Genomic DNA, 20,915 nt, shown 5'->3' on the forward strand with positions numbered 1-20,915 from the left:
GTTACATCGCCGCCAAACAGTCCTTCAAAGCGCCCATGACCATTCGCGTTGCGGATCGCGAGGTCATCAAGGTGCGCTCCTTTGTCAGGCTGGCGACCAACCTGTCCCTCACCAGCGGCGCCTATGCCACGGATATTCCCGCCTTCAATCCGCAAAAGCTGTTCGCAGAGGACGGCCCCGGCGACGAGCAGGTGGCCGAGCCAGCTCCCGAAACCACGGACGCCGACGTATCGCTGGTCAAGTCTGACCTGAGCGGCGTCAGGGTTGCAGATGGCGCCCCCCACCTGAGCGACGACGAAGCGATCGTCCAAGTCGAGGAGGACGTGCGCGCCGCCGAAGAAGCAGGGTCCCGTCCGGCCTTGCCCATGCCGGCTCAGCTCATGCTGACACGCGCGCTCGGACAAGCTGGTCCCAGCATGGGCGCCTTGGCCTATGCGAGCCCGACGGACACACCCTTCTCCGGCCTCGATGTTCGGGTTATCCCGGAGAACGTCACGATTGCCCCCAAGGTCGATCCGATGAAACCTGCTTCCGGACCGCGCACCGAAGAGCGGCTCATCGTCATGAAGCGGGACGAGACGCTGGAGCAGATCCTGCGAGCCAATGGCGCGGCCCCCGATACCATCAAGGCGATCATCGCGGCGCTCGGGACGGACAAGGCGCGCGCCCTCGGTGAGGGCCAGCAGATCAAGCTGTTGCTCGCCCCCCTCACCGCCGAAGACAAGAAAGCTACTGTCGTGCGCGTCACCCTCCTCGACGAGCGCACCACGCAGGCAATTGTCGCGGTGAATGATCAGGGACGCTACGTGCCCGTGGATATCCCGCAAGAGGCGGTCGCCAGCGCGGAGCCCACCGAGGATGGCGAGGAGGATGGCGAGGAGGACAACGGCTCCGGCACGCGCCTCTACGAAAGCCTGTACGAGACCGCCCTCAAGAATGAGATTCCGGCGTCCGTCGTCGCCGAGCTTGTGCGTGTCTTCGCGTCAGACGTCGACTTCCAGCACCGGGTCGATCCCGGCAATTCTGTTGAGATCTTCTACGGCGAAGGCGAGGATTCGGACGCGCAGCGGCCAGAGATCCTTTACGCCTCGCTGACGATCGGCGGTGAGACGAAGCGCATCTACCGTTTCCAGTCCCCGGAAGACAATTCAATAGAGTATCTGGACGAGGAAGGGCGCTCGCTCAAGAAGTTCCTGATCCGTAAACCGATTTCCTCCGGCATCATGCGGTCAGGCTTCGGCATGCGCTATCATCCCATCCTGCACTATTCGAAGATGCATACGGGTGTGGACTGGGCAGACAAGATCGGCACGCCGATTCTTGCTGCGGGCGACGGCGTGATCCTGAAGGCAGGCTGGTCATCGGGCTATGGCCGCCGCATCGAAATCCAGCATTCGAACGGCTACGTCACCACATATAATCACCAGTCCGCATTTGCCCGCGGCATCAAGCCCGGCATGCGCGTCCGCCAGGGGCAGGTTATCGGCTATCTCGGCGCAACCGGCCTCGCCACCGGTCCGCACCTGCACTACGAGGTCATGGTCAACGGGCATTTCGTGAACCCCCTGAAGATCAAGCTGCCGCGCAGCCGCGAACTCGACGGCTCGCTTCTCGCGGAGTTCCGGCGCCAGCGCGACCAGACACGCGAGTTGCTGACGAAGGCCTCCCCCGCAGGCAAGCTCGCGCAGGCCGGCCAGTAAGCGCCACTGCCCGGTCGAGGCGGCTGCGCCTGCACGGGGAGCCTGCTTGGGGTGAGGCCGCGCATCTCGGAGCCCTGCGCCTGGCGCATGGCTCTTCTCAGCAGTTCCCCCTTCTCCCCCTTTGTCTCGCGCGCGGGATGCTCTAGGCAGACATCACCCATGGCCACGGGATGCATGGCCTCATGGCATGGCAAGCGCTGCTTCATGTTCTGAGCCCGCGACCCAGGGAGCCATTCCTTCCGTTCGGTCCGGACCTTGCTGGACCCAACGCACCCGCCTGATGATCGCTCTGCGCTGGAAGCAACATGCTGACGATCCTGCCCATCATCCTTCCGGTCTTCGGCCTGGTCGGTCTCGGCTTTCTCGCGCGGTATTTCAATTTTGTCACTGAGCGCGTTGGCGAGGGGCTATCGGAGTTCGTCTATGCAATGGCGATCCCCTGCCTCATCCTGGCAACTCTCGGAAAGGCCACGATTCCGGCAACCCAGCCCTGGGGCTATTGGGCCGCCTATTTCGGCGGCGCCGCGATCGTGTGGATCGCGGCTGCGCTCATCGTGCGCTACGTCTACAAGCTCGACGCGAGCGAAGAGGCAGTGGCGGGCTTCTGTGCGGCACAATCGAATCTCGCCTTGGTGGGTATTCCGATCATCAGCCAGACCTATGGAGACGACGGGCTCGTCCCCCTCTTCCTCCTCCTCGCCGTCCATCTGCCGATCATGCTGTCCGTCGCGACAGTCCTCGTCGAAGGCCGGGATACCTCGGTCCCGCTACTCATCAAGCGCCTTCTGGCAAGCCCCATTGTCATTGCATTGTTCATCGGCGCAATGATCCAGTTCCTACCCAGGGACCTCGGGGTGATGCAGGTTGCCTGGCGCATCATCGATCCCATCGGCGCGACCGCAACCCCCTGCGCGCTGTTGGCCATGGGCATGAGCCTGCATCGCTACGGCCGTTCTATCAGATTCGGAATCCCGCTCATCCTTGCGACGCTCAAGCTCCTGGTGCATCCCTTCGTCGTCCTCGTGTTGGCGACGAAGGTCTTCACGATGCCACCCGCCTGGGCGGGCGTGGCGGTGCTCTTTGCGGCAACGCCCACCGGCATCAACGCCTATCTCTTCGCCGAGCGCTATCGCAGCGGCGTGGCGATTGCCTCCGGCGCCATCAGCCTGTCCACCGTGCTGGCGCTCTTCACGACTGTCTTGTGGCTGTTTGTCCTAGGCGTCGGGTAATTTCACTGCCGGGCCGGAACGAAGCCGAGCCGCTCGCGTATCTCGGTCGGTGTGATGCCTTGCGCTCGCAACTCTCGCAGGGCTGTTGATCCGCGGCTCTTAGCAAGCTTCTCGCCTCCCCGATCCTGAATGAGATCGTGATGCAGGTAGGCAGGCGTCGGCAGGCCGAGCAGCCTCTGCAGCAGGCAATGCAGATCTGTTGCGGCTTCAAGATCCTTGCCTCGGACCACATGGGTTACGCCTTGGCGGGCATCATCGACGACAACGGAGAGATGATAGCTCGTGCCGATATCCTTGCGAGCGATGATGACATCTCCCCAACGTTCCGCTCGCGCCGCGATTGTCGATAATCCGCCTTCCGCGGTGAATTGCGGCCAAGTGAGCGGCGCTCCATCGCTGGCAGCCCTGGCAAGCGCGCGTGCCATGTCGAGCCGCCATGCCACAGGCTCCCCACGGTTGCTGAGCGCTTCCGCCTCACCGCGGGACAGCCTCTCGACCACCCCGGGGTGGCGCGGAGCTCCATCAGGATCACGCGGCCAGGGCGCCGCCCTGCCCTCCTCGAGACGAGCAAGGGCTGTCCCGATATCCTGCCGGCTGGCTGCACAGGGGTAAAGCAGCCCCATGGCGTCGAGGCGGGCCAGCACGGCGCGATAGGCGGCCAGCTCCGCTGACTGGCGCAGCACGGGGGTTGGCCATGTCAGTCCGAGCCAGCTGAGATCCTCGTAGATCGCCTGCTCGAACGTCGGCCGGCATCGCGTGAGGTCGATGTCCTCGATCCTGAGCAGCCAGATGCCTTTGAAGTCCGCGGCGAGCGCCTCGTTGAGCAGCGCGGAATAGGCGTGGCCAAGGTGAAGATAGCCGTTGGGACTTGGCGCGAAGCGAAAGATCGGCTGAATTCCCGACTCGGATGGGGCACTATGCAAACTGCACCTCCGGTTGCTTCACATAACCAGCGCGAACAATAGCCTGATGTTGCCGATCTCGACCGAAGAGACTTTGGCGGCGAACCTCGCCGCCCTTATCGCCCATGATCCGCTTATGGCTCAACTCGTGGCAGCCGGCGCGACGCCACCCTTACGACTGCGCCAGGCCGGATATTCCGGCCTCGCCAGCATCATTACCGCGCAACAGCTGTCCACGGCGAGCGCGGATGCGATCTGGCGTCGGCTGACGGAACGCTTTCCCAGCCTCGATGCCCGCGATATCGCATCCGCCCCGGATATGGATCTTCGTGCGGTCGGCCTGTCGGCCGGCAAGGTCCGGACGCTTAAAGCACTTGCCGCCGCCATCACCGAGGGCGGCCTCGCGCTCGATCGCCTGCACGAGATGCCGGCCGAGGATGCGGAGAAGGCGCTGGTGGCGGTGCATGGCATCGGCAAGTGGACTGCGGAAGTCTATCTCCTGTTTTGCACCGGCCACCCAGACATCCTGCCCGCCGGCGACCTCGCCTTGCAGGAAGCCGCGCGGCTGGCCCTCGGCGCGGCCTGGGAGCAGGAACGGAGGCCGACGGAGAAGGAACTTCGTGTGATTGCGGAACGCTGGCGACCGTGGCGGGGCACCGCCGCACGCATTCTCTGGGCATACTACCGCATCGCCAAAGGACGCGAGGGAATGACGCTGGCAAAGCCAGTCTGATTTCGCCCACCAATCTCAGCGAGCGGCAGGGATGTGCAAGCGCAAGCGACATGGTAAGCAAACCGCGCTTTGACCGGGCATGTCGCACGCCCGTCACGGAGTCAGCAGAGCAAAGGATCACGATGGCTCAGGATCTCAACGGACCACGTTTGCCCGCGAAAAGCGGAACCGCCAAACAGCTCGTCGTGTTCCTGCATGGCTATGGCGCCGATGGAAACGACCTCATCGAAATCGGTCGCCAATGGCAACCCTGGCTGCCTGACGCTGTCTTCGTCTCGCCTCACGCGCCGGAGCCCTGCATCGGCGCGCCCATGGGCCGCCAGTGGTTCCCGCTGACGCGCATGGACCCGAACGAGCGTTGGAACGGCGTTTGTCACGCCGAACCCACGCTCAACGATTTCCTGGATGCGGAATTGTCCCGTCAGGGCGTGAGCCCGGACAAGCTGGCACTCGTCGGTTTCAGCCAGGGCACAATGATGGCGCTGCACGTGGGATTGCGGCGCAAGGTGGCGCCGGCCGCCATCCTCGGATTTTCAGGGCTGTTCGTAACGTCCGCGAGCACCGCTCCCGATCCCGCCACCGACGGCCCGTTTGGCCGCCCGCCCGTTCTTCTCCTGCACGGAGATTCCGACGAGGTCATCCCCGCGCAGGCTCTGTTCATGTCGGCAGAAGAGCTGGCGAAGGCCGATGTGCCGTGCCAATGGCACTTGGCCAGTGGACTTGGTCACGGCATCGACAACGAAGGCTTAAGGCAGGGCGGATTATTCCTCGCCCAGTCCTTCGGCCTCCCCTACCCGGCGGCCTGACGCGAATCAGCCAGCGAGAACTTCCGCCTTGGCCTGGGCCATCAGCTGTTCCATCTGGTTGCGCAACTCCGCATCGGTCGACGTGACGCCGGCTGCGTCGAAGTCCTTGCGGAGCTTGCGGAACACATCATCCTCGCCAGCTTCTTCGAAATCCGCCAGGATGACGCTCTTCGCATAAGCTTCGGCGTCGGCGCCACTTTTGCCGAGCTTGGCGGCCGCCCAGAGACCAAGCAGCTTGTTGCGACGTGCGGTCGCCTTGAAGCGCAGTTCCTCGTCATGCGCGAACTTCTTCTCCGCTGCATCCCTACGCTCGTCCAGACTGGCCATCCTCGAAAGCTCCCTTGATCACCTGATATCCAGATCGCATATAGTTGTGCCAAGGCCAAGGCGCCAGTGCCTTCGCACTTGCGCTCGCCGGACGGAAAAGCCTACCGCCCGGCAAAGCCCAAGCCATGCAATATCATGGTCTTACGATGACCTATGTGTCACGCGTGCGGCATCTCGCACCGCAGCACGCGCCATTTTGCCTGCTGGGCAAGCCGCGCATCAAACGTTAAAGAGGTGTAGCCTTTCGCCATCATTGTGCAATTGCGGGCAATAAGCTAGGTTGCATATCACGGATTGGGGCAAGTCCGTTACGAGCGAAGGCCACGAACAGGCTGCCCGTCCGCACCGAGCCGCGGACTATTTATTAGGAGCCACGGCAGTCCATGGACTTCCTCAAAACACGGTATACGCCGATGAATCGCCGCCGTCGTATCTACGAGGGCAAGGCCAAGGTTCTCTATGAAGGACCCGAACCTGGCACTCTGGTACAGCACTTCAAAGATGATGCGACCGCTTTCAACGCCAAGAAACACGAGGTGATTGACGGCAAGGGTGTGCTCAACAACCGCATCTCCGAGTACGTTTTCCAAAATCTCAATGATATCGGCGTGCCGACGCATTTCATCCGCCGCCTCAATATGCGTGAGCAGTTGATCCGCGAGGTTGAGATCATTCCGCTCGAGGTTGTCGTGCGCAATGTCGCAGCGGGATCGCTCGCGACGCGCCTAGGCATCGAAGAAGGCACGCAGCTGCCGCGGTCGATCATCGAGTTCTATTACAAGAACGACGCATTGAACGACCCGATGGTCTCGGAAGAGCACATAACGGCGTTCGGCTGGGCGACGCCCCAGGAGATCGACGACATCATGGCGCTCGCCATTCGCGTCAATGATTTCCTGTCGGGCCTCTTCCTCGGCGTCGGCATCCGTCTGGTCGATTTCAAGATGGAGACGGGGCGACTTTGGGAAGGCGACATGATGCGCATCGTCGTCGCCGATGAAATTTCCCCGGATTCGTGCCGGCTGTGGGACATCAAATCCGCCGACAAGCTCGACAAGGACCGCTTCCGCCGCGATCTCGGCGGCCTCATCGAGGCCTATTCCGAGGTGGCGCGCCGGCTCGGCATCCTCGGCGAGAACGAAAATCCGGGCCACTCCGCGCCGCGTCTGGTGCAGTGACCCAGACCCTGTGATCGCTGGCTCATGCTTCGATCCGTCAATCGGGGGCCGTTCGGCCCCCGTTTCATTTCGCCGGCGCGCCGGATGACCGTGCGGTGGACAAATGCCTTGGCCCATTGGGCTGGGACCGGCTGTGGGCTCGCGCCCGCGATTGTCCTTGTGCTCAGCGTCACGCTCGCTTCCTGCGGGGGCTATGGCGCGGGTTTCGCCGCCCTGCCCGAGGCCTCAGGCTGGGAGCGTCTCCCCGTCGGCCGGTGGCTGGTCGAAGGTATAGCCCCCGACACAATGGTGGTCTGCCGCCGCCCCGCCTGCAGCGAGGACGCGATGGTGGCGAGCTTCCGCCTGCCCGACCGGCTGGAAGGTGGGGCCGACGCCCTGCGCAAGGCGATCTTCCCCAACGGTTTTCCACGGCCGGCGGAGACACGGCCAAAAGCCCCTTCCACCGGGGAACGGCGCAGCCCCACACCCTCGTCAGCCAAAAGGCAGGCATCTGCCAACAGTCATGACGAAGTCCGGATCCTCGACGGCACACCTTTCAGGGGCCTTGTCGTGACCATGCGCGCGACCGCTGATCCCGAGCGCCGAGTGGTCGCTGTCATCGTTGAGCGGCCCCGCAGCTCTGGCATGGAGGTCGTACTTTCGATCGCTGCCAACGAGACGACCGCCCGGACCAATGCACTGAGGGCGCTCGGCCAAACGCCCTAGGCAAGCGCCCTAGGCATGGACGCGCATAAGCCCCATCTGTGACATGCCGACCCTTGAGCCAGACGCCATTTCGCTCTATGCGAAGACATTCTGCATGTGAAGCCGTCTGCCGTTTGTGGAGAGTTGCCATGAAAGCCCGCGTGATCGTCACCTTGAAGACGGGCGTGCTCGACCCGCAGGGCAAAGCCATCGAGGGCGCGCTTGCGTCCCTTGGGGTGGATGGCATCGCCAGTGTTCGGCAGGGCAAGGTGTTCGATGTCGAGCTAGCCACCGCCGACCAGGCCGGCGCCGAGGCAGCGCTGAAGCAAGCCTGCGAAAAGCTTCTCGCCAATACGGTCATCGAGAACTACCGCATCGAAACAGGGGTCTGAGCCATGAAGGCGGCCGTTGTCGTATTTCCCGGCTCGAACCGCGATGGCGACGTCGCACGGGCCCTTCGCGCTGCAGGCGCGAGCGTCGCCTCCGCCTGGCATGCGGACGCCGACCTGCCCGCGGGCACCGATCTCGTGGTCCTACCGGGCGGCTTTTCCTACGGCGACTACCTGCGCTGCGGCGCGATCGCCGGCCGCGCGGTGATCATGGACGCGGTGCGGGCCCATGCGGCCCGCGGCGGCCTCGTGCTTGGCATCTGCAATGGCTTCCAGATCCTTTGCGAATCGGGCCTTCTGCCAGGTGTGCTCATGCGCAACGCCGACCTGCATTTCGTCTGCCGTCGCCAGCATCTGACCGTCGAACGCAACGATACGGCCTTCACCAAGGCTTATACGCGCGGTCAGGTCATCGACGTCTGCATCGCCCATGGGGAGGGCAACTATGTCGCAGACCCGGAAACGCTAGCGCGGATCGAAGGTGATGGACGCGTGGCATTCCGCTACTGCGATGCGACGGGCGCACACACGGTCGAAGCCAATCCCAATGGGTCTCTCAATGACATCGCCGGCATCTATTCGCAGAAGCTGAATGTGCTTGGCATGATGCCTCATCCGGAAAACCTGATCGACGACCTCGTTGGCGGCACCGACGGCCGGGGCCTGTTCGCCGGCCTCGCGGCGCTGGCAGCCTGAGATGAGCGGGGCGGCCAAAGGGCGGATCCTCGTCGGCATCGGCGGCTGGACGTTCGAGCCGTGGCGAGGTGTCTTCTATCCGACAGGGCTCGCCCAGTCGAAAGAGCTGCAATACGCGGCGAGCCATGTCACCGCGATCGAGATCAACGCAACCTATTACGGCTCGCAAAAGCCAGAGAGTTTCCGCCGCTGGGCGCAGGAAACACCAGAGCACTTCGTGTTCTCGGTCAAGGGACCGCGCTTTGCCACCAATCGTAAGGTGCTGGCAGAGGCCGGCCTCTCGATTGAGCGCTTCGTGGAGAGCGGCGTCACGGAACTCGGGTCGAAGCTCGGGCCGCTCTTGTGGCAGCTCGCTGGCACCAAGCGCTTCGACCCTGTCGATATGAAAGCGTTCCTGGATCTCCTGCCGGAGCGCCACAACGGCGTCGCGCTGCGTCACGTCATCGAGGCGCGCCACATGAGCTTCCGGGACCCCGAGTTCCTGGCGATGCTCCGGGAACGCAACATCGCGGCCGTGTGCATCGACGACATCGATTATCCGATGCTGCCGGACGCCACCGCGGATTTCGTCTATCTCCGGTTGGAACGGTCGCAGGAGAGTGAGAAAACCGGCTATCCCGAGGCCGATCTCGATGCCTGGGCGAAGCGGGCCGCGCTCTGGGCCGAAGGTGACGAGCCGGAAGATCTGCCTCGCGTCGCGCCGCCGCCGAAAGGCAAGGACAAGCCCGTGCCGCGCGACGTGTTTCTCTATTTCATCAGCGGCGCCAAGGTGAGAAACCCGGCCGCCGCCATGGCAATGATCGAACGGCTGGGCTAGAGCACAGCGCAAGGCTCTCCCCGCCCGCCGAGGTCACCGGTAACGATTAGCGACAGGTTCAAGATTCCATGCTCCGCAACGATATCGCCATCACGCCGCAACTCGTCGCCGAGCATGGTCTGAAGCCGGACGAATATGAGCGCTTTAAGGCCCTGATCGGCCGAGAGCCGACCATCACGGAACTCGGCATCGTCTCGGCCATGTGGAACGAGCACTGCTCCTACAAGTCCTCGCGCCTGCACCTGAAGACCCTGCCGACCAAGGCCCCCTGGGTCATCCAGGGGCCCGGCGAGAACGCTGGCGTGATCGACATCGGCGACGGCGACGCCATCGTCTTCAAGATGGAAAGCCACAACCACCCGTCCTTCATCGAGCCCTATCAGGGCGCGGCGACGGGTGTCGGCGGCATCCTGCGTGACGTCTTCACCATGGGCGCCCGCCCCATCGCGGCGCTCAACCTGCTGCGATTCGGGTCGCCCGAGCATCCAAAGACCCGCCACCTGGTTGGCGGCGTCGTCGCGGGTATCGGCGGTTACGGCAACTCCTTCGGCGTCCCGACCGTCGGCGGCTCGGTGAATTTCCACACGCGCTACGACGGCAACATCCTGGTCAATGCCATGGCCGTCGGCCTCGCGCGCGCGAACGAGATCTTCTACGCCAAGGCGACCGGCGTCGGGCGCCCGATCGTTTATCTCGGCTCCAGGACCGGCCGCGACGGCATCCATGGCGCCACGATGGCCTCGGCCTCCTTCGAAGCGGATGCCGAGGAGAAGCGCCCCACGGTGCAGGTCGGCGACCCGTTCGCCGAGAAGCTCCTGCTGGAAGCCTGCCTGGAGATCATGGCCAAGGGCTGCGTCATCGCCATCCAGGACATGGGCGCGGCCGGCCTTACGTCTTCGGCCGTGGAGATGGGCGCCAAGGGCAATCTCGGCATCGAGCTCGACCTCGATAAGGTGCCCTGCCGCGAGGAGGGCATGAGCGCCTATGAGATGATGTTGTCGGAAAGCCAGGAGCGCATGCTCATGGTGCTCGACCCCGACAAGGAGGAAGAGGCCGAGGCGGTGTTCCGCAAATGGGGCCTCGACTTCGCGGTCATAGGTCGCACCACCGATACGCTGCGCTTCGTCGTGAAGCACGGCGGCGAGGTGATGGCTGACCTGCCGATCAAGGAGCTCGGCGACGAAGCGCCGATGTATGATCGCCCGCATGTGCCCTCGCCCAAGCTGCCGGTCATCGCCGCCGAAGCGGTCAATGCGCCGATCCCGCCGCGCGAGGCCCTGGTGAAGCTCATCGCCACGCCGGATCTCGCTTCCAAGCGCTGGGTGTGGGAGCAGTACGACCACATCATCCAGGGCAACACCGTGCAGACGCCGGGCGGCGACGCGGCCGTCGTGCGCATCAAGGACGGCCCCAAGGGCATCGCGCTGACCACCGACGTGACCCAGCGCTATTGCGAGGCCGATCCGGTCGAGGGCGGCAAGCAGGCGGTGGCCGAGGCCTGGCGCAACATCACCGCGGTCGGCGCCAAGCCCCTGGCCTTGACCGACAACCTCAATTTCGGAAACCCCGAGCGGCCGGAATATATGGGCCAGTTCGTCGGCGCCATCCAGGGCATTGGCGAGGCGTGCCGGGCGCTCGATTTCCCCATCGTCTCCGGCAATGTCTCGCTCTACAACGAGACCCAGGGGCGCGGCATCCTCCCGACGCCCTCGATCGGCGGCGTCGGTCTCATCGCGGATGTCACGAAGGCCGCGAGCCTACCCTTCAGGGCGGCGGGCGAGGCCATCCTCATCGTCGGCGAGACGGCGGGATGGCTCGGCCAGTCGGTCTACCTGCGCGACGTCTGCGGCCGTGAGGAAGGCGCGCCGCCGCCGGTCGATCTCAGCGCCGAGCGTCGCAACGGCGATTTCGTGCGCGAGCTCATCCTCGCCGGCGAGGCGACGGCCGTGCATGACCTGTCCGACGGCGGCCTGGCCGTGGCGCTCGCGGAAATGGCGATGGCCTCCGGCATCGGCGCGACGATCGAGGCCCTGCCTGCGACCATGCCCGCCCATGCGTTCCTCTTCGGCGAGGATCAGGCGCGCTACGTCGTGACGGTGCCGGCCTCGAAGGCTGACGACGTCATCGCTGCGGCCGCGCAAGCCGGCGTCCCCGCGTCACGGCTCGGCACGACCGGCGGCGAAGCGTTGCAGTGGCCGGGCGAAGCGCCCATATCAGTAGCTGATCTCAAGAGCCGGCATGAGGCTTGGCTCCCGGATTACATGGCTGGTAAAGTTTAAGTCTGAAACCAACATCCACGAGGACCTGATAAGCCATGGCAATGGATGCCCACGACATCGAGGTGCTGATCAAGGCCCATATTCCCGATGCCGTCGTCGAGATCCGTGACTTGGCGGGGGATGGGGATCACTATGCCGCGACGGTGATCGCGCCCTCCTTCAAGGGCAAAAGCCGCCTGCAGCAGCATCAGACGGTTTACGCCGCCCTGCAGGGCCGCATGGGCGGCGCGCTGCACGCCCTTGCGCTGACGACCTCGGCTCCCCAAGATTGAGCCCAGACGATTGACCTACGACCGAGGCGCGCATCTTGTGCGCCGACCCAAGGATTGATTCCATGACCGATGCCCGCGCGTTCATCGACAATGCCGTGAAGACCAACGACATCGTGCTGTTCATGAAGGGCACGCCGCAGTTTCCCATGTGCGGGTTTTCCGGCCAGGTCGTCCAGATCCTCGATTATCTCGGCGTCGCCTATCAGGGCGTCAACGTCCTCGACGACGCCGATGTCCGACAGGGCATCAAGGACTATTCCAACTGGCCGACCATTCCTCAGCTCTATGTGAAGGGCGAGTTCATCGGCGGCTGCGATATTGTGCGCGAAATGTTCCAGTCCGGAGAATTGCAGACGTTCCTCGGCGAAAAGGGCATCGCCGTTCGGCAGGCGGCGGGCTGAGGACGAACGATTTTCCGGCAAGGCAATCTCGGCGTGTGACATCCTTGGTAGGCTGTACAGCAGGCTGCCAAGGAGATGTATGACCACAACCCTTGATCTCTGGATCCCCTTCCCGAGAGCCTTCGGCTCTCGCCGGGGATGACAAGTGGGCCGTCATACTTGGGCCGTGATACGCTTGGTGTCATCCCCGGCGGCGGCGTAGCGCCGGGAAGGGGATCCATGAATACTGCCGACCCTCGTTCTTCATGAGGCGTTCATGGGCCCTGTCCCTCTCCCACGGGGAGAAGGGGCGCTTCTATCGAGCCGGGACACTCAGATAAGGTTGACTGACCTCCGACCCGTCACCGCGCCATCGCTGCCTTGATCAGCGCGACCGCATCGTCGGAAGCCCATTCTGCCGGGCCTGCGAGGCTCGCGAGCATGCAGCCGTTGCGGTCGACGACGACGGTGGTCGGCATGCCGAAAGCTTTCCCTGCCTCCTTGAGCGCCTGGAAAACCTTCGCTTCCGGGTCGGCATAATAGCCGAGCTTATGGATGCCGTTCTCGGTGAGCCAGGCCTTGGGCTTGTCGAGGTTGCGCGTGTCGATATTGATGGCGACGACCTGGAAATCGTCGCCCCCGAGCTTCGCCTGCAATTGGTCGAGGGCCGGCATTTCCTTGCGGCAAGGCACGCACCAGGTCGCCCAGAGATTGACGAGCACCGTGCGACCAGCGAAATCAGCCATGGTCACTGCCTTGCCATCCTGATCCTTGAAGGCAAGGGCCGGAATCGGCTTCGGGCGCTTTTCCACCTGCACCGCAGCGACCTCGCCGCGCGCCAGCTCGTCGAGCCGGGCGGCAAGCGCTGTGTTCGCCTTGCACAGCCCGACGTCACCCTGCGAGCTCGGCGTCGCGAGGGCATAGACAAGGCCGCCGGCAACGGCGAGGCCCAAAAGAGCCGCCAGCGCGAGCGAGGCTTTACCGCGCGTTGCAAGAAACTGAAAACCCATATCGCCCCTTCGACCAAAATTTGAGCAAACGGCATGCCTCGGTGCGATATACGAGGTTAGACAGGCGAAATGAAGTGCAGCCGCCAGGACAGCGTGATCGCCACAAGATCGTGATCGACGAGCAGCCCCCACCCGACCTCGGTGCCGCGAAGGGCAACCAGGGGCGGCATGCTTTGCAAACGGTTAACGGATTTGGCGCAGTTCATGGGGTGTGTTGCGATCCGATCCGACTTCGGGGCTCGCACTTGGGCCGGGTTTCGCTATAGTGCCGCCGCTATTCGGAGATTGCTTGTGATCGGAATCCTCTCTTCTCGCCCAGCCGCCCCATCGCCGCATCCGGGTGTCAACCGCTCGCGCGGCATCCGTGTCGCCGTTGTGGCGGTGGTCGTTGCCGTCGCCCTCGGCGCTTGCGGCCGGCGCGGGGCGCTTGAAATGCCCCCCGATCCGAACGCGCCCAAGACCGAGCAATCTGAGACGACCGCACCGTCGCTGACCCCCTCCCCCATCGGAGCTCAGCGGGAGAAACGATCAACCGGTTATGTCATCCCCAACAGGCCGTTCATCCTGGACAAGATCCTTTAACATCCCGGAGCGGTTTGAGATCCTCGTCTATCCCCCCGCGAGCGCTGAGCGCCCCCGCGGGCGACATCAGGGAGCCTCGGTTCACCAAAGCGCACGTGCTTTGGTCGATCCGTACTCCAGTCCAGGTTTATCGAACGTCCGGTTATCGAGCGTCCCATGCATCATTTTGCTTATTCCAACGGCGTCATGCATGCCGAGGACGTGTCCATCGCCCGCATCGCGGATGAGGTGGGCACGCCGTTCTACTGTTATTCCACCGCGACGCTCGAACGGCACTATCGCGTCTTCTCGGAGGCCTTCGGAGAGCTGCCCTCGATCGTCTGCTACGCGCTGAAGGCAAACTCCAACCAGGCTGTCATTGCGACGCTGGCGCGCCTCGGCGCTGGTGCTGATATCGTCTCGGAGGGGGAGCTGCGGCGAGCACTCGCGGCCGGCATTCCTGCCCAGCGCATTGTGTTCTCCGGCGTCGGCAAGACGAAAGACGAGATGGCCTTCGCGCTGAAGCAGGGCATCCTCTGCTTCAATGTGGAATCGGAACCCGAACTCGAGGCCCTGTCGGAAGTCGCGCACGCGCTCGGCCTTGCCGCCCCCATCTCGTTGCGCGTCAATCCGGACGTCGACGCCAAGACCCACGCCAAGATCTCGACCGGAAAATCCGACAACAAGTTCGGCATTCCCATCTCGCGAGCCAGGGATGTCTATGCCCGTGCCGCCACCCTGCCCGGAATCGCGGTTCATGGCGTCGACATGCATATCGGCAGTCAGATCACCGATCTCACGCCAGTGGACAACGCCGCGAGCCTCCTGGCTGAGCTCGCAAGGGATCTCATGGCCGCCGGCCATCATCTCACTCATGTGGATTTCGGCGGCGGGCTTGGAGTACCCTATGAAGAGGACAAGGTCGCGCCGCCCGATCCCGTCGCTTATGCAGCCATCGTCAAGCGCCATGCCGGCAATCTCGGCCTCACGCTCCTGTTTGAGCCCGGCCGGCTTATTGTAGGCAACGCCGGCATCCTCGTGACGCGCGTGCTTTACGTAAAGACAGGTGACAGCCGCACTTTCGTGATTTGCGACGCCGGCATGAATGACCTGATCAGGCCGACGCTCTACGAAGCCCATCACGACATCAAGCCGGTGGTTATTCCAAAGCCCGATGCCGGAAACGTGATTGCGGACGTGGTCGGGCCCGTCTGCGAGAGCGGCGACTACCTGGCGCTTGGCCGCCGGATCCCCCGTGCCGCCGCCGGCGACTTGTTGGCCGTAATGACTGCGGGCGCATACGGTGCGGTGCAGGCGAACACCTATAATACGCGCCCGCTCGTGCCGGAAGTTATGGTGCGTGGTGCCGATTACGCCGTCGTCCGGCCGCGCCCCACTTACGACGAATTGATCGGGCTTGATCGTCTGCCCGCGTGGCTGTGATCGGCGCGTAGCTTTTTATCTGACGCTGACGTGCTACCTTATAGCCTTGGGGAACCCCAGGGCCGTCGGCATTTGCCGGCCGCCAGCAGTCGTGACCGGATGGTGAGACCGGTCGACGCGTCAGGAGATCCGGATGCAGGACGCTCCACCGCCCATCTCGCGTGCCAGGGCTGGCCGGGCTCGAGGCCCGGATAGCGCTGTTGTGCGCCTTGAGCGGCTGATCGGCCAATCACGCCTCGCCTTGGCGTGGGAGCGGGTCTGGCCTGCCCTGTGGTGGCCGGCCGCTGTTGTCGCCGCCTTCCTCGTCCTGTCCTGGCTGGGCCTCTGGACGTTCGTTCCCGCCCAATACCGCATCGTTGGCGTCGGCATCCTTGTCGCCGCTTTCGCCGCGTCGCTCTGGCCCCTGGTACGGGTCTCATGGCCGACGCGCGCTGCCGCGCTGAATCGGCTCGACCGGGATGCGCCGGTGGCCAACCGGCCAGCGAGCACATTCGACGACACGTTGGCCATAGGCCAGAGCGATCCGGCGACTGTGGCCTTGTGGGAAGTGCACCGGCGGCGCGCCCGGGCCGCTCTCGACAAACTGAAGGTGGCCGCTCCGGCCCCGGGGATGGCCAACCGGGACCCGCGCGCCTTGCGGGCGATCCCGTTGCTGGCGCTGTTCGCCGCGGCGTTCGTCGCCGGCCCTGAGATCGGTTCGCGGCTGATGCTCGCCTTCGACTGGCGTAACACACCCGCCGCGGGACCCGCTTTCCGTATCGACGGCTGGATTGACCCGCCGTTGTATACGAGGGTTCCACCCTTGATGCTGGATTTTGCCCGGAGTTCAGACGCGCCTCTTGACATTCGCGTGCCGGTCAAGAGCACGCTCGTGCTGCGTTTTGCCGGCCAGGGTGGGATCAAGCTGTCGCCTGGACAAGGGCTCGAGGCCCTGCCCCCCGCCGCGGCGCCTGCGCCAGGTATCGAAGAACACCGTTTCACACTGACCAGCAGCGCGAGATTGACGCTCGAAGGCCCCGGGGGCGCGCGGACACTGACCATCGCCGCGATCCCCGATCGCCCCCCGCAAATCCGCCTTGCGGGTGAGCCCGAAAATACGCGACGCGGCAGTTTGACCCTGCGCTACCGCCTCAGCGACGACTATGGCATAGCCTCCGCAGAGGCGGTTTTCGAGCGGGAGGACGGCAATACACGACGCTCGCTCGTGCCACCGCCCAATGTATCCTTGGCCCTGCCGGCGGACCCCGCCGCTGACCAGGATACAGAGACGGTCGCCGACCTGTCGTCCCACGCTTGGGCAGGGGCGCGCCTCAAGATGACCCTCGTTGCCAAGGACGAGGCCGGACAGGAAGGCCGCAGTTCGTCCGTAATGGTGACATTGCCTCAGCGGCCGTTCACCCAGCCGTTGGCACGGGCGCTCGTCGAACAGCGGCGCAACTTGATTATGGCGCCGGATGACGCGCGGCGGGTGCGCACCGCGCTTCAGGCGCTGATGATCGCCCCGGAGGATTTCACGCCATCCGACAGCCAGTTTCTCGGTCTGTCCGTAGCCGAGAAGCGCCTTGCTGCCGCGAGGAGCGACGAGGACCTGCTCGAAGTTGCCGAATTCCTGTGGACGATGGCGTTACAGATCGAGGACGGCGACCTCTCCCAGGCGGAACGGGACCTGCGCGCCGCCCAGGAGGCGCTGCGCCAGGCGCTCGAACGCGGCGCGAGCCCGGAAGAGATCGCGCGGCTGACGCAGGAGCTGCGCCAAGCCCTGAACCGCTTTCTCAACGAGTTCGCGCAGCAGCAGATGCGTCAACAGCAGCAGGGGCAGCAGTCCCCCGGGCAGCGCCAGCAGCCATCCCGCACCATCACGCAGGACGACCTGAACCGCATGCTCGACCGGATGGAGCAAATGGCCCGTCAGGGTGCGATGGCCGACGCCCAGAACCTGCTCGACCAGATGCGCGATATCCTCGAGAACCTGCAGGGTTCGCGCCAGGCCGGCAATGACGCGATGAGCCGCGAGATGCAGCGGTCGCTCAACGAACTCGACGAGATGATTCGGGACCAGCAGGCGCTACGCGACGATACATTCCGTCAGGATGGCGGGGACGGCTCCGAAATGAATCAGCGCCAGCGTGGGCGTAATCAGCAGGGGCAGCGGCAACAGGGACAACGCGGCCAGCAGGGGCAGATGGGGCAGCGAGGCCAGAACGGAGAGCAAGGCGAGGGACAGGACGGCATGTCCGGCGACGAGCTTGCCCAGCGCCAGCAGGCCTTGCGGGAACGTCTCGAAGAGTTGAAGCGTCAGCTCAAGGGCCTTGGCATGCAGGGCGAGGAAGGCCTCGATAACGCCGAAGGTGCCATGCGCGATGCCGAAGGCCAGCTTGGGCAAGGCGAGATGGGTAGCGCCCTTGATTCGCAGGGTGAGGCGCTGGAGGCGCTGCAGCGTGGTGCGCAAGGTCTCGCCCAGCAGATGCAGCAGGAAGGCGAAGGCCAGGGCAACGAACAGGCCGGCAACGGCCAGCCTGGACGCACTGGCCCCAACGGCCAGCGCGACGAGGATCCGCTCGGCCGCCCGACACGAAACCGGGACTGGTCGGACGGACGCGTTCGCATCCCAACCGCCGAGGAATCAGCCACAGTGCGTGCGAGACGCATTCTTGATGAACTGCGCCGGCGCCTTGGCGACCAGTTGCGTCCTCAGGACGAGCTCGACTATCTGGAACGTCTGCTCAGAAATCAGTAGGACGTTCGCGCCAAACACTCGCTGGCCCTGAGAGCCGCCGGCCGCGTGGCAAGCATGGAAGTGCCACGACGGCGGGCAGCCGAACGGTGTCGCCAGCTGACGAAAGGACAATCACATGGCCTTCGCGGTCCCTATCGCACTCGGCGCGGTCGCCGTCGTGCTTGTGCTCGGCCTGACCAATATGATGCGCGGCGGAAGCGGCGAACGTTCGCAGAAGCTCATGCAACTGCGCGTCCTGCTTCAGTTGGTGGCCGTTCTGGTCATCATGGGTATTGTCTGGATGCGCGGAGGCTGAACGCACGGGAGATCGGGAAAGGAGCGGATCCCCAGGCTCGATGCGAGTTCCAGGTCTGGGACAAGCCTAGCCATGCTAGGCAAGCGTTGCTGTGGCGCCACGCCCTTCACGAAATCTTTACATTTCCTGTACGGCTGCTAGTGATGCGGGTACGTCATTGCTACAATTGGCTGCAGTTCGTTCCTCGGAAAAACAGCATGCGATTTCTCTCGGCGCTTATGATCGCAGCGGCCTTTTGCGGCCCAGCCACCACATCCAGCCTTGCTGCTGACTTGCCGGCGCCACACACGGAAATCTCGTCTGCTGCGCCACCGCCGGTGTCGATCCTCCAGCCTCGCTTCCTCTCCGAGGTTCGCTTCGGCGTAAGCGCTCAGGATCCGTGGAGTCCCGAGGACGGCTCCGTCAACATCACGGGCGAAGTCCTGACGGGCAAGCTGTTCCAGGCCGACAACACGACACTCGATCTCTTCATCCCGAGGTTTCATATAGGCGGCAGTGCCAACACCGCGGGTGCCACAAGCTTCGCTTACGCCGGCTTCACATGGACCGTGCCGATCACGTCGCAGCTTTTTGTCGAAGCGAGCTTCGGCGGTGCAATTCACAACGGGAAGACAGGCGACAACGTCGGGCCAAATCGCGTTGCCCTGGGCTGTTCGCCACTTTTCCGCGAATCGGCCTCCATCGGGTGGCGTTTCGATGAACATTGGAGCCTGATGGCGACGGTCGAGCATCTTTCGAACGCAGGTCTCTGCGACCAGAACCGCGGCTTGACCAACGTCGGGGCGCGCGTCGCCTATAGCTTCTGATCAGCAACGGTGATCGTGGCGGACTAGGTTCCAGCCGCCTTGCTTGTTGCGACAAGTTGTGCGCGTTTTGCAGCGGGGGCGCAGATGCGCCGATTCGTCTCTCCACCGCATGATCGTGAAGCATGGTCCGCCTTAATCGCATTTACACAAAAACCGGTGACGACGGATCGACCGGCCTTGCGCGTGGTCCGCGCCGCCGCAAGCATGACCTCCGCGTGGATGCCTACGGAACCGTCGACGAGACCAACGCCGCGATCGGAATCGTGCGGCTGGCCGAGGTTCCTGCGGAGCTGGATGCAATTCTGGCTTACATCCAGAACGATCTCTTCGATCTCGGAGCAGACCTCGCTACACCGCCCGATGAGGGGCAGCCCGACCCCGCGGGCGCGGCGCTGCGCATCACAGGGGGCCAGGTGTCGCGGTTGGAAGAAGACATTGATCGGCTGAACGCCGATCTGCCGGCCCTACGCTCCTTTGTATTACCCGGCGGCGATCCCGCCGCAGCCCACCTGCATGTCGCGCGCACGGTATGCCGGCGCGCCGAGCGGCTGGTCGTTGCCTTGGCCGACACACCGGGAGAGAACGTGTCCGCGGAAGCGATGATGTATATCAACCGCCTGTCGGATCTTCTTTTTGTCGCTGCGCGCTACATCAACCATGCAGGCCCCGGCGACGTGCTGTGGGTGCCCGGCCAGAACCGCTGACAGGAGGGGTCAGATGTTTGTTCCCCTCTATGACGGCGTGCCGATGCGCAATATCCGCGTACCCTATGTCACTTACGCGATATTGCTTGTCTCGACGCTAGCCTACGGGCTGGTGGCGCTCGACTGGCTCCCGATGCCTGAAACGTCGATAACGGCAGCCTTCGGGCTCATACCGGCCGTTCTTTTCGGCGATGTGGTGTTACCGGAGGAGCTATCGCTGGTGCCGGTCTATACGACCCCCGTCACCAGCCTGTTCCTCCATGTCGGCTTCCTGCACCTCCTGGGGAATATGTTGTTCCTGTTCGTTTTCGGGGACAATGTGGAGGATGCCCTAGGGCACCTCCGCTTCCTCCTCTTCTTTGCGTTGTGCGGTGCCGCGAGCGGTCTGGCCTACGCCTTTTCGGTGCCCGACTCGGAGCGCCCTCTGGTCGGAGCCTCGGGCGCAGTTTCCGGTGTCATCTCGGCCTATCTCATTCTCCACCCGCGTGTACGCGTATGGGGGCTGTTTTTCTTCCGTATCCCGCTGCATCTCCGCGCCTATTGGGCGATCGGCTTCTGGCTTCTCATCCAGATTGCGCAAATTTGGATCAACGCCGATGATTCCGTGGGCTGGATCGCGCATGTCGGCGGTTTCGCAGCCGGTATCGTGCTCGTCATTGTCTTGCGCCGCAGAAACCAGCCGCTGCTGGGCGCAGGGGATGGCCCACAGCTGACGGGCGATGTTTGACCCGCAAGGGAGCCACGGCGTTGACAAGTCGGAATACGCCTCGCTAGGGTCGCCAGCGTCTGAATGCCTTGCCGTCGCAACCGTTATCCGCGCGTTTTTTTGGCCTCATATCGATGGATCCGCGTCGTTTTCGCTGACTACGATTAAGAGGCGATGGCCCGGAGTATTTGATCCCTGGGCTTGCTGCCCTGGCGAACAGCTTAGGGTAGCATGGGATGTTTGCGAGCGGGGCGAATGATC

The 20,915-nt window shown here is 63.9% G+C and carries 22 protein-coding genes (1 of these 22 cut by a window edge); 19 read left to right on the plus strand and 3 right to left on the minus strand.

Going from position 1 to position 20,915, the window contains the following annotated elements:
* Together KIO76_RS01870 and KIO76_RS01875 are read left to right on the plus strand one after the other, a co-directional pair.
* Positions 1–1,700, plus strand: partial view of a M23 family metallopeptidase gene (locus KIO76_RS01870; RefSeq protein WP_213321206.1) — the 3' portion only. It extends 202 nt beyond the left edge of the window; only the last 1,700 of its 1,902 coding nucleotides appear in the window; its start codon lies off the left edge, out of view; it ends in the stop codon at positions 1,698–1,700.
* A gap of 305 nt (positions 1,701–2,005) precedes the next feature.
* Entirely contained in the window at positions 2,006–2,929 is a 924-nt protein-coding gene (locus tag KIO76_RS01875; protein ID WP_213321207.1) for an AEC family transporter, read from the plus strand.
* Positions 2,930–2,931: 2 nt separating this feature from the next.
* On the opposite strand, the gene gluQRS is transcribed toward KIO76_RS01875, so the two are convergent.
* Positions 2,932–3,825, minus strand: coding sequence for a tRNA glutamyl-Q(34) synthetase GluQRS (gluQRS, locus tag KIO76_RS01880; RefSeq protein ID WP_213324943.1), 894 nt, complete (start codon positions 3,823–3,825; stop codon positions 2,932–2,934).
* Between the two features lie 73 nt (positions 3,826–3,898).
* Between gluQRS and KIO76_RS01885 the strand changes: the two genes are divergently transcribed.
* Entirely contained in the window at positions 3,899–4,564 is a 666-nt protein-coding gene (locus KIO76_RS01885) for a DNA-3-methyladenine glycosylase family protein (protein WP_213321208.1), read from the plus strand.
* A 122-nt stretch (positions 4,565–4,686) separates the two neighbouring features.
* The gene (locus KIO76_RS01890) at positions 4,687–5,370 is read left to right on the plus strand and encodes an alpha/beta hydrolase (protein ID WP_213321209.1); all 684 of its coding nucleotides are present in this window, start codon (positions 4,687–4,689) and stop codon (positions 5,368–5,370) included.
* A 6-nt stretch (positions 5,371–5,376) separates the two neighbouring features.
* Here the strand turns inward: KIO76_RS01890 and KIO76_RS01895 are convergent, their stop codons facing one another.
* Positions 5,377–5,697 (minus strand): DUF1476 domain-containing protein, encoded by a 321-nt coding sequence (locus tag KIO76_RS01895; protein ID WP_213321210.1) that lies wholly within the window; start codon positions 5,695–5,697, stop codon positions 5,377–5,379.
* Between the two features lie 383 nt (positions 5,698–6,080).
* Between KIO76_RS01895 and purC the strand changes: the two genes are divergently transcribed.
* From purC to grxD, 8 genes are all read left to right on the plus strand, one after another.
* A complete protein-coding gene (gene purC / locus KIO76_RS01900) occupies positions 6,081–6,875 on the plus strand; it encodes a phosphoribosylaminoimidazolesuccinocarboxamide synthase (protein WP_213321211.1) in 795 nt (264 codons plus the stop codon).
* Positions 6,876–6,983: 108 nt separating this feature from the next.
* The gene (locus tag KIO76_RS01905) at positions 6,984–7,580 is read left to right on the plus strand and encodes a hypothetical protein (protein WP_213321212.1); all 597 of its coding nucleotides are present in this window, start codon (positions 6,984–6,986) and stop codon (positions 7,578–7,580) included.
* 128 nt (positions 7,581–7,708) lie between these two features.
* Entirely contained in the window at positions 7,709–7,951 is a 243-nt protein-coding gene (gene purS, locus KIO76_RS01910; protein WP_213321213.1) for a phosphoribosylformylglycinamidine synthase subunit PurS, read from the plus strand.
* Positions 7,952–7,954: 3 nt separating this feature from the next.
* Positions 7,955–8,644: a phosphoribosylformylglycinamidine synthase subunit PurQ gene (gene purQ / locus KIO76_RS01915; protein ID WP_213321214.1), complete on the plus strand. Its 690-nt coding sequence runs from the start codon at positions 7,955–7,957 to the stop codon at positions 8,642–8,644.
* A gap of 1 nt (position 8,645) precedes the next feature.
* Positions 8,646–9,461: a DUF72 domain-containing protein gene (locus KIO76_RS01920; RefSeq protein ID WP_213321215.1), complete on the plus strand. Its 816-nt coding sequence runs from the start codon at positions 8,646–8,648 to the stop codon at positions 9,459–9,461.
* A 68-nt stretch (positions 9,462–9,529) separates the two neighbouring features.
* Positions 9,530–11,740 (plus strand): phosphoribosylformylglycinamidine synthase subunit PurL, encoded by a 2,211-nt coding sequence (purL, locus tag KIO76_RS01925; RefSeq protein ID WP_213321216.1) that lies wholly within the window; start codon positions 9,530–9,532, stop codon positions 11,738–11,740.
* Positions 11,741–11,775: 35 nt separating this feature from the next.
* Positions 11,776–12,012, plus strand: a complete 237-nt coding sequence (locus KIO76_RS01930) for a BolA/IbaG family iron-sulfur metabolism protein (protein WP_213321217.1) — start codon at positions 11,776–11,778, stop codon at positions 12,010–12,012.
* A 62-nt stretch (positions 12,013–12,074) separates the two neighbouring features.
* Positions 12,075–12,413, plus strand: a complete 339-nt coding sequence (gene grxD, locus KIO76_RS01935) for a Grx4 family monothiol glutaredoxin (RefSeq protein WP_213321218.1) — start codon at positions 12,075–12,077, stop codon at positions 12,411–12,413.
* 341 nt (positions 12,414–12,754) lie between these two features.
* Here grxD and tlpA read toward each other — a convergent pair whose 3' ends face one another.
* A complete protein-coding gene (tlpA, locus tag KIO76_RS01940) occupies positions 12,755–13,402 on the minus strand; it encodes a thiol:disulfide interchange protein TlpA (protein ID WP_213321219.1) in 648 nt (215 codons plus the stop codon).
* A gap of 291 nt (positions 13,403–13,693) precedes the next feature.
* Between tlpA and lptM the strand changes: the two genes are divergently transcribed.
* From lptM to KIO76_RS01975, 7 genes are all read left to right on the plus strand, one after another.
* A complete protein-coding gene (gene lptM / locus KIO76_RS01945; protein ID WP_213321220.1) occupies positions 13,694–13,984 on the plus strand; it encodes an LPS translocon maturation chaperone LptM in 291 nt (96 codons plus the stop codon).
* A gap of 156 nt (positions 13,985–14,140) precedes the next feature.
* On the plus strand, positions 14,141–15,406 hold the full coding sequence (gene lysA / locus KIO76_RS01950) for a diaminopimelate decarboxylase (protein ID WP_213321221.1): 1,266 nt from the start codon (positions 14,141–14,143) through the stop codon (positions 15,404–15,406).
* A 133-nt stretch (positions 15,407–15,539) separates the two neighbouring features.
* A complete protein-coding gene (locus KIO76_RS01955; protein ID WP_213321222.1) occupies positions 15,540–18,143 on the plus strand; it encodes a TIGR02302 family protein in 2,604 nt (867 codons plus the stop codon).
* A gap of 115 nt (positions 18,144–18,258) precedes the next feature.
* Positions 18,259–18,438 carry a twin transmembrane helix small protein gene (locus KIO76_RS01960; RefSeq protein ID WP_213321223.1) on the plus strand — a complete coding sequence of 60 codons (180 nt, stop codon included), beginning with the start codon at positions 18,259–18,261 and terminating at the stop codon, positions 18,436–18,438.
* Positions 18,439–18,635: 197 nt separating this feature from the next.
* The gene (locus KIO76_RS01965; protein WP_249729442.1) at positions 18,636–19,244 is read left to right on the plus strand and encodes an acyloxyacyl hydrolase; all 609 of its coding nucleotides are present in this window, start codon (positions 18,636–18,638) and stop codon (positions 19,242–19,244) included.
* Positions 19,245–19,366: 122 nt separating this feature from the next.
* The gene (locus KIO76_RS01970) at positions 19,367–19,948 is read left to right on the plus strand and encodes a cob(I)yrinic acid a,c-diamide adenosyltransferase (protein ID WP_213321224.1); all 582 of its coding nucleotides are present in this window, start codon (positions 19,367–19,369) and stop codon (positions 19,946–19,948) included.
* 13 nt (positions 19,949–19,961) lie between these two features.
* The gene (locus KIO76_RS01975; protein ID WP_213321225.1) at positions 19,962–20,675 is read left to right on the plus strand and encodes a rhomboid family intramembrane serine protease; all 714 of its coding nucleotides are present in this window, start codon (positions 19,962–19,964) and stop codon (positions 20,673–20,675) included.
* Positions 20,676–20,915: the final 240 nt, after the last annotated feature.

The organism is Chelatococcus sp. YT9 (genome assembly GCF_018398315.1).
In the GTDB taxonomy this organism is placed as follows: domain Bacteria; phylum Pseudomonadota; class Alphaproteobacteria; order Rhizobiales; family Beijerinckiaceae; genus Chelatococcus.

Excerpts from the sequence above, each read along its gene's own strand:
- KIO76_RS01875 (WP_213321207.1), top strand. The coding sequence starts at position 2,006 with ATGCTGACGATCCTGCCCATCATCCTTCCGGTCTTCGGCCTGGTCGGT.
- KIO76_RS01885 (WP_213321208.1), top strand. The coding sequence starts at position 3,899 with ATGTTGCCGATCTCGACCGAAGAGACTTTGGCGGCGAACCTCGCCGCC.
- KIO76_RS01890 (WP_213321209.1), top strand. The coding sequence starts at position 4,687 with ATGGCTCAGGATCTCAACGGACCACGTTTGCCCGCGAAAAGCGGAACC.
- KIO76_RS01895 (WP_213321210.1), bottom strand. The coding sequence starts at position 5,697 with ATGGCCAGTCTGGACGAGCGTAGGGATGCAGCGGAGAAGAAGTTCGCG.
- purC (WP_213321211.1), top strand. The coding sequence starts at position 6,081 with ATGGACTTCCTCAAAACACGGTATACGCCGATGAATCGCCGCCGTCGT.
- purS (WP_213321213.1), top strand. The coding sequence starts at position 7,709 with ATGAAAGCCCGCGTGATCGTCACCTTGAAGACGGGCGTGCTCGACCCG.
- purQ (WP_213321214.1), top strand. The coding sequence starts at position 7,955 with ATGAAGGCGGCCGTTGTCGTATTTCCCGGCTCGAACCGCGATGGCGAC.
- KIO76_RS01920 (WP_213321215.1), top strand. The coding sequence starts at position 8,646 with ATGAGCGGGGCGGCCAAAGGGCGGATCCTCGTCGGCATCGGCGGCTGG.
- purL (WP_213321216.1), top strand. The coding sequence starts at position 9,530 with ATGCTCCGCAACGATATCGCCATCACGCCGCAACTCGTCGCCGAGCAT.
- KIO76_RS01930 (WP_213321217.1), top strand. The coding sequence starts at position 11,776 with ATGGCAATGGATGCCCACGACATCGAGGTGCTGATCAAGGCCCATATT.
- grxD (WP_213321218.1), top strand. The coding sequence starts at position 12,075 with ATGACCGATGCCCGCGCGTTCATCGACAATGCCGTGAAGACCAACGAC.
- tlpA (WP_213321219.1), bottom strand. The coding sequence starts at position 13,402 with ATGGGTTTTCAGTTTCTTGCAACGCGCGGTAAAGCCTCGCTCGCGCTG.
- lysA (WP_213321221.1), top strand. The coding sequence starts at position 14,141 with ATGCATCATTTTGCTTATTCCAACGGCGTCATGCATGCCGAGGACGTG.
- KIO76_RS01955 (WP_213321222.1), top strand. The coding sequence starts at position 15,540 with ATGCAGGACGCTCCACCGCCCATCTCGCGTGCCAGGGCTGGCCGGGCT.
- KIO76_RS01960 (WP_213321223.1), top strand. The coding sequence starts at position 18,259 with ATGGCCTTCGCGGTCCCTATCGCACTCGGCGCGGTCGCCGTCGTGCTT.
- KIO76_RS01965 (WP_249729442.1), top strand. The coding sequence starts at position 18,636 with ATGCGATTTCTCTCGGCGCTTATGATCGCAGCGGCCTTTTGCGGCCCA.
- KIO76_RS01970 (WP_213321224.1), top strand. The coding sequence starts at position 19,367 with ATGGTCCGCCTTAATCGCATTTACACAAAAACCGGTGACGACGGATCG.
- KIO76_RS01975 (WP_213321225.1), top strand. The coding sequence starts at position 19,962 with ATGTTTGTTCCCCTCTATGACGGCGTGCCGATGCGCAATATCCGCGTA.